This window comes from Pacificoceanicola algae, from assembly GCF_049341065.1.
Taxonomy (GTDB): Bacteria; Pseudomonadota; Alphaproteobacteria; order Rhodobacterales; family Rhodobacteraceae; genus Pacificoceanicola.
Genome location: NZ_JBMPIX010000005.1, coordinates 243,042 through 256,060 on the forward strand (window position 1 = coordinate 243,042; position 13,019 = coordinate 256,060).

9 protein-coding genes and 2 pseudogenes are annotated in these 13,019 nt (G+C 60.9%); 4 read left to right on the top strand and 7 right to left on the bottom strand.

Translation table 11 applies throughout. The features are described 5' to 3' along the window. The first annotated feature begins 219 nt into the window (after window positions 1-219). Together ACOYQJ_RS10205 and ACOYQJ_RS10210 are read left to right on the top strand one after the other, a co-directional pair. A pseudogene (locus tag ACOYQJ_RS10205) lies at window positions 220-1,370 on the top strand (IS3 family transposase). Window positions 1,371-1,383: 13 nt separating this feature from the next. Then, window positions 1,384-2,013, top strand: a pseudogene (locus ACOYQJ_RS10210) (DUF3885 domain-containing protein). 70 nt (window positions 2,014-2,083) lie between these two features. On the opposite strand, the gene ACOYQJ_RS10215 reads toward ACOYQJ_RS10210, so the two are convergent. From ACOYQJ_RS10215 to ACOYQJ_RS10230, 4 genes are read right to left on the bottom strand one after another with little or no spacing between them, the layout of a single operon-like run. Continuing rightward, complete coding sequence (locus ACOYQJ_RS10215) at window positions 2,084-3,637, bottom strand: FAD-dependent monooxygenase (RefSeq protein WP_422905920.1); 1,554 nt, start codon at window positions 3,635-3,637, stop codon at window positions 2,084-2,086. After that, window positions 3,630-4,388: an IclR family transcriptional regulator gene (locus tag ACOYQJ_RS10220; protein ID WP_422905921.1), complete on the bottom strand. Its 759-nt coding sequence runs from the start codon at window positions 4,386-4,388 to the stop codon at window positions 3,630-3,632. The genes ACOYQJ_RS10215 and ACOYQJ_RS10220 overlap by 8 nt, the downstream gene beginning before the upstream one ends. Further along, entirely contained in the window at window positions 4,385-6,307 is a 1,923-nt protein-coding gene (locus ACOYQJ_RS10225) for a TRAP transporter permease (protein WP_422905922.1), read from the bottom strand. Before ACOYQJ_RS10225 ends, ACOYQJ_RS10220 begins: the two co-directional genes overlap by 4 nt. A gap of 19 nt (window positions 6,308-6,326) precedes the next feature. Next, window positions 6,327-7,277 carry a TAXI family TRAP transporter solute-binding subunit gene (locus ACOYQJ_RS10230; protein WP_422905923.1) on the bottom strand — a complete coding sequence of 317 codons (951 nt, stop codon included), beginning with the start codon at window positions 7,275-7,277 and terminating at the stop codon, window positions 6,327-6,329. Between the two features lie 147 nt (window positions 7,278-7,424). On the opposite strand from ACOYQJ_RS10230, the gene ACOYQJ_RS10235 reads away from it, so the two are divergent. Together ACOYQJ_RS10235 and ACOYQJ_RS10240 are read left to right on the top strand one after the other, a co-directional pair. Continuing rightward, complete coding sequence (locus ACOYQJ_RS10235; RefSeq protein WP_422905924.1) at window positions 7,425-9,116, top strand: thiamine pyrophosphate-requiring protein; 1,692 nt, start codon at window positions 7,425-7,427, stop codon at window positions 9,114-9,116. Continuing rightward, on the top strand, window positions 9,116-9,865 hold the full coding sequence (locus tag ACOYQJ_RS10240; RefSeq protein WP_422905925.1) for a sulfite exporter TauE/SafE family protein: 750 nt from the start codon (window positions 9,116-9,118) through the stop codon (window positions 9,863-9,865). The genes ACOYQJ_RS10235 and ACOYQJ_RS10240 overlap by 1 nt, the downstream gene beginning before the upstream one ends. Window positions 9,866-9,893: 28 nt before the next feature. Here ACOYQJ_RS10240 and ACOYQJ_RS10245 read toward each other — a convergent pair whose 3' ends face one another. The 3 genes from ACOYQJ_RS10245 to ilvD all read right to left on the bottom strand — a co-directional run bounded on the left by ACOYQJ_RS10245 (window position 9,894) and on the right by ilvD (window position 12,967). Beyond that, window positions 9,894-10,595, bottom strand: coding sequence for an RES family NAD+ phosphorylase (locus ACOYQJ_RS10245; RefSeq protein ID WP_422905926.1), 702 nt, complete (start codon window positions 10,593-10,595; stop codon window positions 9,894-9,896). Continuing rightward, the gene (locus tag ACOYQJ_RS10250; protein ID WP_422905927.1) at window positions 10,592-10,981 is read right to left on the bottom strand and encodes an MbcA/ParS/Xre antitoxin family protein; all 390 of its coding nucleotides are present in this window, start codon (window positions 10,979-10,981) and stop codon (window positions 10,592-10,594) included. The genes ACOYQJ_RS10245 and ACOYQJ_RS10250 overlap by 4 nt, the downstream gene beginning before the upstream one ends. Before the next feature lie 135 nt (window positions 10,982-11,116). Next, a complete protein-coding gene (ilvD, locus tag ACOYQJ_RS10255; RefSeq protein WP_422905928.1) occupies window positions 11,117-12,967 on the bottom strand; it encodes a dihydroxy-acid dehydratase in 1,851 nt (616 codons plus the stop codon). Between the last annotated feature and the right edge of the window lie 52 nt (window positions 12,968-13,019).

A 13,019-nucleotide genomic window follows, 5' to 3' on the forward strand; every position in this document is an offset into this window, starting at 1 on the left:
CTCGGCATCAGCAAAAACACCGTCCTGGCGATTGCCAAGCGTGAAGACATCACCCCGAAACAGACCCAGAACCCTAGTCAAACTGGCCAGATAAGCTCCAAAGAACCTTCGGCCTAAAGACATGCCTCCATGGGCTATTTGAGCTACCCCCCAAAATTCGGACAGTGACGGAAGCTACGATCTGAGGTCTGCTGATCCCCAAAACGAGGAGATCAGAACATGTCGAAACGCAGGAACCATGACGCGGCGTTCAAGGCGCGGGTGCCGTTGGAGGCGCTGAAGGGCGAGCGCACGGTGTCGGAACTGGCGACCGCTTACGAGGTCCATCCGACGATGATACATCAGTGGAAAAAGGCGCTGCTGGAAGGTGCCGCAGGCATTTTCGAGCGCGGCGGCAAGGCTGCGGTGGCGGCCGAGGTTGCCGAAGAAACGATCCGTGACCTGCACGTCAAGATCGGAGAGCTGGCTGTGGCCAACGATTTTTTGTCACGAAAGCTCAAGACCTGGATCGGGAAGTGAGGCGGGGCATGATCGAACGAACCCATCCCAAGCTGTCGGTCGGGGCACAGTGCCAGTTGCTGTCGATCTCGCGGTCGCCGTTTTACTACGCGCCGCAGGGCGAGACGGCGCTGAACCTTGACCTCATGTTGCTGGTCGACAAGCAGTTCCTGGACACGCCGTTTTACGGCGTCCGGCAGATGACGTGGCACCTGCAGAACGAGGGGCATGCCGTGAACGAAAAGCGCATCAGGCGGCTGATGCGCCTCATGCGATTGATGCCAATCTACCAGAAACCCAAGACCAGCAAGCCTGCGAAGGGGCACAAGACCTACCCCTATCTGCTCGGAGGAATGCGGATCGACAGACCAAATCAGATCTGGTGCGCCGACATCACCTATTTGCCCATGCGCAAAGGCTTTCTCTATCTGGTCGCCATCATGGACTGGTTCACCCGCAAGGTACTGGCCTGGCGCATCTCCAACACGCTGGAGGCCGAGTTCTGCCTCGAGGCGCTGAACGAGGCCATCCACAAGTTCGGCCCGCCCGAAATCATGAACACCGACCAGGGGTCGCAGTTCACATCCTTCGACTGGACCGACCGGCTGAAGCGGGCAAAGACCAAGATATCGATGGATGGCAAAGCCCGATACCTCGACAACATCTTCATCGAACGTCTCTGGCGGTCTCTGAAATATGAATGCGTCTACCTGCACGCCTGGGAAACCGGGTCCCAAGCCAAGGCAGGCGTCGGCCGCTGGATCACCTTTTACAACCACCAGCGGCCCCATGCCGCCCATGGCGGTCAACCGCCCGCCGTGGTCTACTTCAACAGCATTGAAACCGGTCAGCAGGAGCGGACAGTAGCTTAAATCATCCCGGAAACTGTCCAAGGATCGGGGAGTAGCTCAATTCTACGAGTTTGAATTTGCCCTGCGCTTTGAACTCGGTGGGGAGCAATTCGGAATGAACCAACCAATAAGACGCTTCCTGCAAGCGCATCAGCGAGCGATCTCCATCGCCGATGCTGTGTTCGGCAATGTTACAAACGTACAAGCCTTCATAAATTGTTGGGGAAATAGCAAAGGGCCTGCACCTGATTGCAGCCGTCTAAACTAGGTACTGCCAAAGGTAGGACGCGGTGATTTCAAAGAGTTCAAGCGGAGGGGTGTCGATGAAGTTGAGCGTGAGTTCTGGCACGTGGCCCCGATAACTGACGGCCTGCAGAAAACTGAATTACTCTGGTTAGATATCGCAAACGAAATGCCCGTCGAACCTGCCTCGCATGGCTACAGCATATGGTTGGTTGATTTCGAGCGTGAAGTCATCCTTCACGCATATGATGACCGGGGCCTGGATGTCATCAGCACGAAGAAAGCTGCTTTGCTGCCGCTGTACGAAGAATTCGCTGATTGGTTGCTCGACTATGATCGCGAAAAAATGGACGCATCTTCAAAACCTCTTGGCGCAGGATTCCGCCCCTATCCGCAACTGACCCCATATGGGACAGTTTAACTTTGCGCGTACATTCGATAGTCTCATAATATGCATTATGTTAATTATTGACTGATAACACATTGTCTTATCAATCAGGCCAGCCAGCAGCGCGGTCCATGACCTGACTGGCATCCGGAGCTTCTCCGGCCCAAGCGACAAAATGATCAGGCCGAACCAGAACAAGTGGTGCGTCCCATGCTTTCTGGGCTGCATCGCTCATTTTCAGCACCTGAAGCGGAATCTCGCGGGCCTGCGCAGCTGCCACGAACCCTGAGTCGGTGCCATCGGCGGATAGCAAGGTAAACCCCGGTCCCAGTGCTTCGAACACGCCGTGCCCGTCAGCAAGGGTTTGCGGTGCCAGATGGTGGCCGGCCCGTGCCTTCATCTGGTGTTCACCACGCGCCGAGGGTGCGCCCGGTCCGCCAATGACCGGCGAGCCTTCGTAATTCGGCTCAAAGGCATCCACTTCTGCGTTGTTCAAGTTGCGTCCGTACCAATGGTCTGGAAAATCCGGGTCGGCGGGCTTGTGACGCCGCAGAAAGGCGCGGTCATCGGTGATATAGCGTTCGATGAAATCCCGCCCGGTAGAGGCGAAAACAGGCTGGCGTTCGGCGCTATAGCTGTCCAGCAGGTCCGGCCCGCCCCAGCCCTGAATCGTGGCAGCCAGTTTCCAACCAAGGTTGCGCGCGTCTTCAAAGCCGGTGTTGATTCCATAACCGCCGTATGGCGGATGCGAATGCGCCGCGTCCCCGGCAACTAAGGCGCGCCCGGCTTTGTAATTGCGCGCCACGGCCACCCGGAGATCCCAAAACCCTACATAGTCGAGATCAAAGTCAAAGGCCTGCCCAACCGCACGTTCCAACATCGCCCCGAAATCAAAGCTGTCACGGTCAATGTCGCGTGGCACGGGCGCATGAAAAAACCAGCTGGTGCCGTGATCGACCCGCCCGAAAAACTGCCAGTAGCCGTCGAAATCAGGGTGGAGAACGCAATAGAATGCCTTGCCGGGATAGCGCTTTAGCAGTTCGTGCAACTGGGTCGAGCGAAAGACCAGCAGCGCCATCAACCGGCCGTGATCGTTCTGTTCTTCGTCGATACCCGCCGCACTGCGCAGGAACGACCGGCTACCATCGCAACCCACAACATAAGCGCCGCGCAAGACCCGCAGTCCCGGCCCCTCGGTTTCCGCGATGGTCAGCATCGCCCCCTTCGGCCCTTGATCCAGCGCAGTGCCCTGCCACCCATAAAACACCGTGACGGCTTCGAGTTCGGCCAGCCTGTCGCGCAGCACTTCTTCGGTCACGTATTGTGGCAGACGGGCGTTGGGGGCAGCGTAGAAATCTCGAACATGGGCGCGGTTCAGCCAGTCATAATGATAGTCGGTCAGCAAAGTGCCATAACAGGTCATCCCGCCGATGCCGCTGCCTTCGGGGATCGGAAAAGCCGCCCTCATCTGCTCTGCACAATGCCAGGCCGCAAAATGTTCGCCGGTGCGCTGGGTCAGGTTCTGACCCTTGGGGATGCGCGGGATATCGCGGTTGCGTTCGACCAAAGCGACCCGAAGGCCCCGTTGCCCCAACTCGATCGCCAGCCCGGTTCCGACAGGACCACCGCCGTTGATCACCACATCATAATCAGCCATGTCCAACTTCCTCCAATTCCGCCAGCCGTGCCGAGACGTCCTGAGCCTGCGCCCGAACAGTTGCACGCAAATGCGCCAACTGGCTGGCGTTCAACCCCGCCTCATCGACGGTGAAACACAGCGCCGCCACGGGCGTGCCGCCGGGTTCCAGCAATGGAGCGGCGATGCCAACCACGCCCGGCGTCACCTCGCCATGCGCCACAGCAACGCCTTCGCGCCGGACCCGGCGCAGCGTTGCACGGATTTCCTGCACCGTCTCGCCCGTACCTGTGCGCGCGAATTCGCCCAGGTTCTCGCCACCGATGGCCTCTTGTTCGCGTTTCGGCAGATGCGCCAGAATGACTCGCGAAATGGCCCCCCGCGCCAATGGCATCGGCCGACCCCGCGGATAGCTGGAACGCAGCCCCGGCGCTGAGCTTTCCGAGGCAACGCACAGGATGCGCCGGCCGTACCAGCGCGCCAGAAAGGCCGACCCGGGATGGGTCTGAGCCAACAGTCTCAAAGCGCCCTGCCCTGCCGCGATCACCGGATCGGCGCGCTGCATGAGGTAATCCATCTCGGTCACCTTCGGCCCTAGCATGAAGCTGGCCCCCGAAGACATCAGCAGTCCAGCGTCGCGCAGGTTCTTGAGATAGCGATACAGCGTAGGGCGCGTGAACCCGGTGGCGGCCATCATGTCCTCGGCGGACCAGCGTGGACGGTCCTCGGAGAACAGACCCAGAATGGTCAACAATCGGTCCGCAGCGTTCATGTCTGCGCCCCCGGATCAGGGACGCGCAGAGTTTCGCGTAGCATGAGGCCAGCGCCAAGAGCGGTTCCCACCAGATCGGACCAGATACCGCCCGCAAAGGCCTCTGCCGGAACCAGCGCCAACAGCCCTGCAAGTGCAAAGCCAGCCCGCAACCCTGGGCTAAGCGGTCCGCGAAAGAACCCCGCCAGCGCCGCAGAGACCAGCCAGACGCCCATGGTCGCCGTGACCAGCGCCAAGGCGATGTCGAAAGGCGCGCCTTTCAGGATCAGCGTCGGCGAAAAGACAAACAGCACCGGGATCACATAGGCCGCCCAGCCAAAACGCATCGCCGCAAGTCCGGTTGCCATGGCGGGCGCGCGGGCAATCGTGGCCGCCGCAAAGGCCGCCAGCGCAATGGGCGGCGTAATCATCGACATCATGCCAAAATACAGTACGTACAGATGTGCGGCGATCGGCTCGACCCCCAGTTGGATCAGCGCCGGGGCGACAAGCGCCGCCAGCAGTACGTAGACTCCCAAAGTTGGCAGACCCATGCCCAGCACGATGCAGACCAAAGCCGACAGGAGCAGAAGCCCGATCAGCGATCCGCCGCCCACCTGAACCAACAGGTAGGTCAGGTTGAAACTGAGGCCGGTGATGTTCAGCACCCCAATGACAAAACCGCTGGCCGCCGAGATCAGCAGGATATCCACCACCGCGCGCCCGGTGCGGGAAAATGCACCAAACAGGGCGCGCAGCCCCGGCCTGGTGCCGCCATAGCCCAGCACCAGCGATGTGCCCGCCAAAACCAGCGCCGCCCAAAGCGCCGCGCGCTCGGGTTGGTACCGTTGCCAGAACAGGAGGTAGATCAGCACGCCAAAGGCCAAAGCGAAATGCGCGCCCCGGGCGACCTGCCGGGCTTTGGGCATGTCTTCGGCCGGGATGGCGCGGATGCCCAGTCGGGCGGCCTCAAGATCAGCCTGAATGAAGAGCGCGACGTAATACAGCACCGCAGGCACCAGCGCGGCAAGCACCACCTGCGAATACGGCAAGGCCAGAAACTCGGCCATCAAGAATGCCGAGGCCCCCATCACCGGCGGCATCAATTGCCCGCCTGTGCTGGCCACTGCCTCGATCGCCGCCGCCTTGTGCGCGGGATAGCCGTCTTTCTTGATCATCGGGATGGTGACCACCCCGGTGCCCACGACATTCGCCACGGCGGACCCCGAGATTGACCCGAACAGCCCCGACGCCAGCACCGCGATCTTCATCGAGCCGCCGCGGAACCGCCCCATGCCCAGCATCGCCGCATCGGTAAAGAACAAGGTGCCCCCGGTAATTTCCAGCAGCACGCCAAACAGGATAAAGGCCACCACCACTGTTGCCGCCACCGACATGGGCAGTCCCAGAATGCCGTTTGAATCCACTGCCATGTAGCCCGACAGCATCTGCCAGTTCTGCGCACGCCCCTGAAGCCGCCCCGGAAAGACGTCACCGAAAAGGGCGTAAAGTAGAAACGCCAGAATGATCACTACCAAAGCCCAGCCGGTCGCCCGCCGCAAGGCCTCTAGCACCAGCACGATGGTGATCGCGCCCGGCAGCCACAATTCGGGCGGGCGGGCAAAGATCATCAACACCAGATCGGGATAACGGACCGCCAGATAACCTAGCGTCACCAGCCCCAACACGGCCAGCGCCACATCATACCAAGGCACACAGCGCCGCACCGCCAATCGCCGCCCCGGAAGCGTCAGAAAGGCCAGTGCCACGGTCAGAGCGAGCATCGCGGCAAACAATTGTTGCGGATAAAGCGACAGCCCCAACGTGCGCTGGAAGGACAGCGCCCAACCCATGGCCAACAGCACGATCAGCGCCGCCAACACATCCGAAAGCACGCGCGCTGCGCCCTCGGGAAGGCCACTGGCCTTCCCGTTATCCATGGCACCCCGCATCAGAGCCTCAGTTCAGACCGACTTCTTCAAAGAACTTAAGCGCACCGGGATGAAACTCTGCAATGCCCGGATCACCCTTCATGTTCTCGGGCTTGAAGGCCCGCATCGGTGGAAAGGTTTCGCCCATGACCGCTGCGTGTTCGTACATCGCTTTGGCCATCTGGTATACCGCCTCGTCGGACGCGTCTGCATGGGTAAAGACCACCTGCGGGAAAGCGATATAGGTCGTATCCTCTAACACGCCGGGCATCGCGCCGGCTTTCAGCTCCATGAAAAAAGCCGTGGGCCAGTGTTCGCGCGCCGCGGCAAGCGCGGCATCGCTGGCATCGCCAACGCCAAGCGCGCGCAGGCCCCCGACCGCGGCATCTGCTTCACGGACCTTGCCAGCGCCATGGGCAAAGATGAAGCCCACGGTATCGCCCGCCATAAAGGCATTGGCCCCCGCCACAACCGAGGCGACCGAGACCTGCTGAACGTCATCGCGCGTCAGCCCCGCCGTGGAATAGAACGCCGACAGCTGCGGCAGGATGGTGTTCTGCGCGGTATAGCCATCGGTCATTGGCTGGCCCTTGAGGTCCGCGACGCTCATGATGTCGCTGTCCTTGCGCACAAAGATCGCCTCGACCAATGGCTGAAGATGAGCCACCACCCGCAGGTTTTCGTTCTTCATGCCGTTCCACCACGCCTCGCCGGTAATGGCGTAGTTGACCTCTTGCAGGTTGGCGACGCCGAACTCGATTCCGCCGGAGTTGACGAAGGGAATGAACTGGTTTGGGCTGGTCGCAGGCTGGATCGTGGTGTTCAGCCCGCCCGCATTCGCGGCGTTGGCCACGGCTGTGCCGATGTTGTGGAACAGTGAGCCGGGGTTCGACGTTGCGATGCCGACGTTTTGCGCCGCCCCAGCCCCCGCGATCACACTTGCCAGCCCCAGCGCCGCGCCAAAGATCATGTGTTTCATGTTTTACTTCCTCCCGTTGGCCTTCGGTTCAGTTCCGTTTTTGGCCATGATTCTTATTATATGAGAATTGAGCACATATTTGTTGCAAAATCTTCATGATTTTTGGCACTCTTACGTGGCGGCCGGACCGCACGAGGGGGAGCCACCATGTCTGAAGATCATCGTCAAACCGGCGCCGAGGCGCTTTTGACCGGGCTTAAACGCGCTGGAGTTGAATGGCTGTTTGCCAATGCAGGCACCGATTTTCCCCCGGTGATCGAGGCGCTGGCGGGCGGCGATCCTGCGTCGATGCCGATCCCCGTGACCATTCCGCATGAAAGCGCGGCGGTGGCCATGGCACATGGTGTCTACCTTGTGACCGGACGACCTCAGGCAGTGATGGTGCATGTGAACGTCGGTCTGGCGAACGCGGTCATGGGGGTGATCAACGCAGCCTCGGACAATGTGCCGATGCTGGTGATGTCGGGGCGCACGCCGCTGACCGAACGCGCCCGCGCCGGATGCCGCATGTCTCCGATCCAATACGGGCAAGAGATGTTCGACCAAACCTCACTGGTGCGCGACATGGTGAAATACAACTATGAATTGCGCTATCCGGAACAGGGCGGAATGCTGGTCGATCGGGCGCTGTCGCTGGCCCGATCCGAGCCTTGCGGCCCGGTTTACCTGTCGCTGCCAAAGGAACCCCTCTCTGATGTTCTGCCGCATGGCAGCGATCCCGGATATCCCCCCACCCCGCCGACAACACCGGCTATGCCCGACCCCGGGGCGGTTGTGCAGGCCGCCGAGTGGCTGGGCGCCGCGCAGCGCCCGGTTTTACTGTGTCAACGCGGTGATGTGGCGGGGCATCTTTCGGGCGTCGTATCCGAACTTGCGCAGAAACACGGCATCGCCGTCCACGAACCCTTTACCATCCGCAATCTTCTGCCCGCCTCGGTCCCCTGCCTTCAGGGCTATGGTCCCGGCGGCACCAAGGACGCCGATCTGGTGATTGTGCTGGACAGCGGCGTGCCCTGGATCGAAGCGCTCGAGACCCCTGCCCCCGATGCCCGTGTCATCCACATCGGCCCGGATCCCCACTTTAACCGGATGCCGGTCCGCAGTTATCGCAGCGATCTGGCCATCGCCGGGGATCCCGTGGCAACGATACAGGCTCTGATCGGCGCATCAAAGGCGAACTCCGGTGCGCCCGATCGGCTGAACCGCCTGCGCACGGCCCATGCCAAGGCGCAGGCCACCCGGCAAGAGAAGGCAACCCAAGGCGCGACCAGCCCGATGTCCGCTGAATGGATCAGCCACTGTGTTGGCCAGATCATGGACCCCGACGCAGTGGCCTTTTCCGAACTGGGCCTTTTGCCCGGCTTTTTGAACCTGCAAGGGCCAAACCGCCACTTCAACAATGTCCACGCCGGTGGGCTGGGCTGGGCACTGCCTGCGGCGCTTGGCGCCCAACTTGCGCGGCCCGGCAAACTGACCATCGCTTGCATGGGGGATGGCTCTTACATGTTCTCTAACCCTGTCGCCTGCCACCAGATCGCCGAGGCGGTTGGCCTGCCAGTGCTGACCATCGTCAAGAACAACGGGCTTTGGAACGCCGTGCGCCGCTCGGTTATTGACGGTTATCCGGGGGGCGCGGCCGCCCGCGCCAATGCCGTGCCGCTGACCGGGTTGACCCCCCTGCCCGACTTTACCGCCGTCGCGCGCGCCTCGCGCGGTTATGCCGAGCGGATCCAGGACGGGGCCGACTTGCCACAGGCCTTGAACCGCGCCCTGGCGATGATCGCCGAAGGCCGCCCGGCGTTGCTTGAACTTGTGACGGAAGTGTCGGACACACACTGATGCAAATGCCCGATCTTCAGACCATCGCGATCTCGTTCTCCGCGGTCCTTCTTGGTGGCGTGCTCAAGGGCGCGACCGGGGCCGGGGCGCCGGTTGTTGGCGTGCCGATCCTTTCGCTGTTCTTTGGCGTGCCATTTGCCGTGTCCGTTTTTGTGGTTTCCAATCTCGTATCGAACATCTGGCAAGGCTGGCAGTTCCGCGCCCATCTGGCCAGCCCGCGTTTTACTCTGATCTTTGCCGGCGCCGGTGCGGTGGGGGCCGGGGTTGGCTCGCTCATGCTGGCGTTCTTGCCAGCAGAAATGCTGATGCTGATGGTAGCTGTGATCGTGCTGGCCTATATCGGATTTCGCATTGTGCGACCGGGCTGGCAGCTGGCGCAGAACGCCGCCAACAGGTTGGTGGGGCCTGTGGGGTTTCTGGGTGGCATCCTTCAGGGCGCGGGGGGAGTGTCTGCCCCTGTCTCGGTCACTTTTCTGAACGCCATGCGCCTGCCGCGCCCGCAATTCATCGTCACCATTTCCCTGTTTTTCTTCATGATGTCTGTTGTGCAGATCCCGGCGCTATGGTCGCTGGGCGTGCTGACCGGCGAACGCACGTTGATCGGGTTTCTGACGCTGGTTCCGATCTTTGGTGGCATCGCGATTGGCCAATGGCTCGCCGCACGGCTGCCTGCGCAAGCTTTTGACCGGGTGACGCTATTGCTGCTGTTCGCCATCTCGCTGAAACTGATCTGGGGCGCTGTCGTCTGAAGTACCAACAAAGGCTGAACTCCAAGAGTCAGCCCACCGCAGAGACCGAATAACTTGGCGACCCCTCCCACACCAAATCCCACGACGCGCCGGGGCGCACATTCTGGATTGAACGCGGCTCAAAGCACACTAGACAATTGCTGCCCGGCACTGGCGCCCGGACAGATGGGTAAATCAGCCCGCGCGAACCTTCGCGCCGGAGGCTTTGCGCCAGACTTTGCCCTTCAGGATAGCCAACCTCCGGATCGGGGTTGAGAGCGGGATGATCCGGCTCATCCGTGATGTCATCAAAAAGGCCAATGAAATCCGCAAGCAGTTCGACATAACGCGCATTGTCCTCGAAGAAGTCGGTGTAGCCCAGCTCTCGCGTCCGGTGCCACGCAACCTCAGAGATCGAGACCATCGTGTCCCAAGCACAATACCAAGCCCCCCGCTCATCCGAATTGAAGCGGTTTCCACCAGCGCGGGTATAGGAAAAGGCCGCGTTGACGTGGGTATCGCCGTATATGCGCAAATCCCGGCTCCGCCGCCGCCAGGCCAATTCGCGCGGGTCGAGATGCGGGTTTCGGCCCCGCTCGGCAAGCAGCCGCGCGCTTGTCAGGCCTTCGATCTCGGCGAGAATTTCGAGTTCGTCGTCTGAGTCAACGAGACCGCGCAAAGAGGGCGGTTTGTGGTAGGTGGCTGGCAGAAGCCGGACAAGACCGCGATCCGAAATCTCGGTACGTTTCATCCGCCCCCCCGCAGGGCATCCAGATACGTACGGACCGCAAGGATCTGGGGCAAACCACCTTCGATGGCGGTGTCGATTGGCCGGGCGCCGCCGAACAAAGGCCCTGTGTTCGGCCGAGTAAACCAGGTTCGCGCGAGCGGTTGCGAAAAATACAGCTCCAGCGATTTGTAGATGCCGACGATGGCACTCAGCCGCAGCAACTGGTCTTTCGTCAGTTCGCCCGAGAACCCGGGTTTCTTTGCGCGTTTCCAAGTGCTTTCGGACATGTCCGCAAGGGCAGCGGCGTCCTTGACGCTGAGCGACCAGGCGTCGGCGACGCGCGCATAGGCCTTCAGCGCAACAGCGTTGAGTTCGGCCGGTTCGCGGGATTTTACTGAAACGTGCATTTTTGGCTCCTGACCTACAGATATAGGATCATATGAGCCGATAGTAAAGATCAAATGAACCCAAGCGACCTGCATCGGCGCAAACGGGTTGGAACAACGCCGCCGGAAATCGTGTTCCACCGGCGGCGTTGATATTCAAACTCTTGTCACACCACGGACATCGCGCACGGCGCCTTTGGCGGCGCTGGTGGTCAACGCGGCATAGGCTTTCAATGCCGTAGAGACTTTGCGCTTGCGTTGCTCGGCAGGCTGCCAGCCAGCGGCCTCCTGTGCCTTGCGACGCTCGGCCAATTCTGCATCGTCAACGGCCAGGTGAATGCTGCGGTTGGGAATGTCGATCTCGATCACATCGCCATTTTTCACCAAGCCGATCGTGCCACCCTCTGCCGCTTCGGGCGAGACGTGACCGATCGAAAGCCCCGAAGTGCCACCCGAGAAACGGCCATCGGTCAGCAGCGCACAGTCTTTGCCCAGACCTTTGGATTTCAGGTAGGAGGTTGGATAGAGCATCTCCTGCATACCGGGGCCGCCGCGCGGGCCTTCGTATCTGATCACCACCACATCGCCAGCCTGCACCTTGCCGGTCAGGATGTCGTTCACGGCGGCGTCCTGACTTTCGCAGACATGGGCTTTGCCGGTGAACTTCAGGATCGAGGCATCCACACCGGCGGTTTTGACGATACAACCTTCCTCGGCGATGTTACCGAACAGAACAGCCAGCCCGCCATCTTGGCTGAAGGCGTGTTCCTTCGAGCGGATCACACCATTTTCACGGTCAGTGTCCAGTTCCTTATAGCGGTTTTCGGTGCTGAAGGCCTGCGTTGTGCGCACTCCGCCGGGGGCCGCTTTGAACAAAGCCTCAGCCTCGGGGTTGTTGGCCACCTTGATGTCCCAATGGGCAATCGCTTCGCCGATGCTGCTGGAATGCACTGTGGCGCAATCGTTGTTGAGCAGACCGGCGCGCGACAACTCACCAAGGATTGAGAAAATTCCGCCCGCGCGGTGCACGTCTTCCATGTGAACGTTGACGATGTTCGGCGCGACCTTGCAGAGACAGGGCACCTTGCGCGACAGGCGGTCGATGTCGTCCATGGTAAAGTCGACCTCACCCTCGCTGGCGATGGCCAAAAGGTGCAGAACCGTGTTGGTGGACCCGCCCATAGCGATGTCGAGGCTCATGGCGTTCTCGAAGGCTTCGAATGTCGCGATCTCGCGCGGCAGAAGGCCCTTTTCTTCGTTCTCATAATGGCGCTTGGTGATCTCGACGATACGGCGCCCGGCCTCAAGGAACAGGGTCTTGCGGTCGGCGTGGGTGGCCAGGGTCGAGCCGTTGCCCGGCAGCGCCAGACCCAATGCTTCGGCCAGACAGTTCATCGAGTTCGCAGTGAACATCCCCGAGCAGGACCCGCAGGTCGGGCAAGCGTTCTCTTCGATGTGCTGGACCTGCGCGTCGGTGTATGTCTCGCTCGCGGCGGCCACCATGGCGTCGACAAGGTCGATCTTCTTCACGTCAAGATCCTTGATGTCGATCTTGCCCGCTTCCATCGGTCCGCCAGACACGAAGATCACCGGAATGTTCAGGCGCATCGCCGCCATCAGCATCCCCGGAGTGATCTTATCGCAGTTCGAGATGCAGACCATCGCATCGGCGCAATGGGCGTTGACCATGTATTCCACGCTGTCGGCGATGATCTCGCGCGAGGGCAGCGAATACAGCATGCCGTCGTGGCCCATCGCGATCCCGTCATCCACGGCGATGGTGTTGAATTCCTTGGCAACACCGCCCGCCTTTTCGACTTCGGCGGCGACCAGCTGACCCAGATCCTTCAGGTGCACGTGGCCGGGCACGAATTGGGTAAAGCTGTTGACGATGGCAATGATCGGCTTGCCGAAATCGCCATCTTTCATGCCGGTGGCGCGCCAAAGGCCACGGGCGCCGGCCATGTTGCGGCCATGAGTGCTGGTTCTGGAACGGTAATAAGGCATTTGCTTTCCCGGATATCTGGATCGAGCGGACCTTATCCCAACAGTCAGTGCG

Coding starts and splice junctions, on each gene's coding strand:
- ilvD (WP_422905928.1), bottom strand. CDS start 12,967: ATGCCTTATTACCGTTCCAGAACCAGCACTCATGGCCGCAACATGGCC.
- ACOYQJ_RS10250 (WP_422905927.1), bottom strand. CDS start 10,981: ATGCACGTTTCAGTAAAATCCCGCGAACCGGCCGAACTCAACGCTGTT.
- ACOYQJ_RS10240 (WP_422905925.1), top strand. CDS start 9,116: ATGCAAATGCCCGATCTTCAGACCATCGCGATCTCGTTCTCCGCGGTC.
- ACOYQJ_RS10215 (WP_422905920.1), bottom strand. CDS start 3,637: ATGGCTGATTATGATGTGGTGATCAACGGCGGTGGTCCTGTCGGAACC.
- ACOYQJ_RS10230 (WP_422905923.1), bottom strand. CDS start 7,277: ATGAAACACATGATCTTTGGCGCGGCGCTGGGGCTGGCAAGTGTGATC.
- ACOYQJ_RS10245 (WP_422905926.1), bottom strand. CDS start 10,595: ATGAAACGTACCGAGATTTCGGATCGCGGTCTTGTCCGGCTTCTGCCA.
- ACOYQJ_RS10235 (WP_422905924.1), top strand. CDS start 7,425: ATGTCTGAAGATCATCGTCAAACCGGCGCCGAGGCGCTTTTGACCGGG.
- ACOYQJ_RS10225 (WP_422905922.1), bottom strand. CDS start 6,307: ATGGATAACGGGAAGGCCAGTGGCCTTCCCGAGGGCGCAGCGCGCGTG.
- ACOYQJ_RS10220 (WP_422905921.1), bottom strand. CDS start 4,388: ATGAACGCTGCGGACCGATTGTTGACCATTCTGGGTCTGTTCTCCGAG.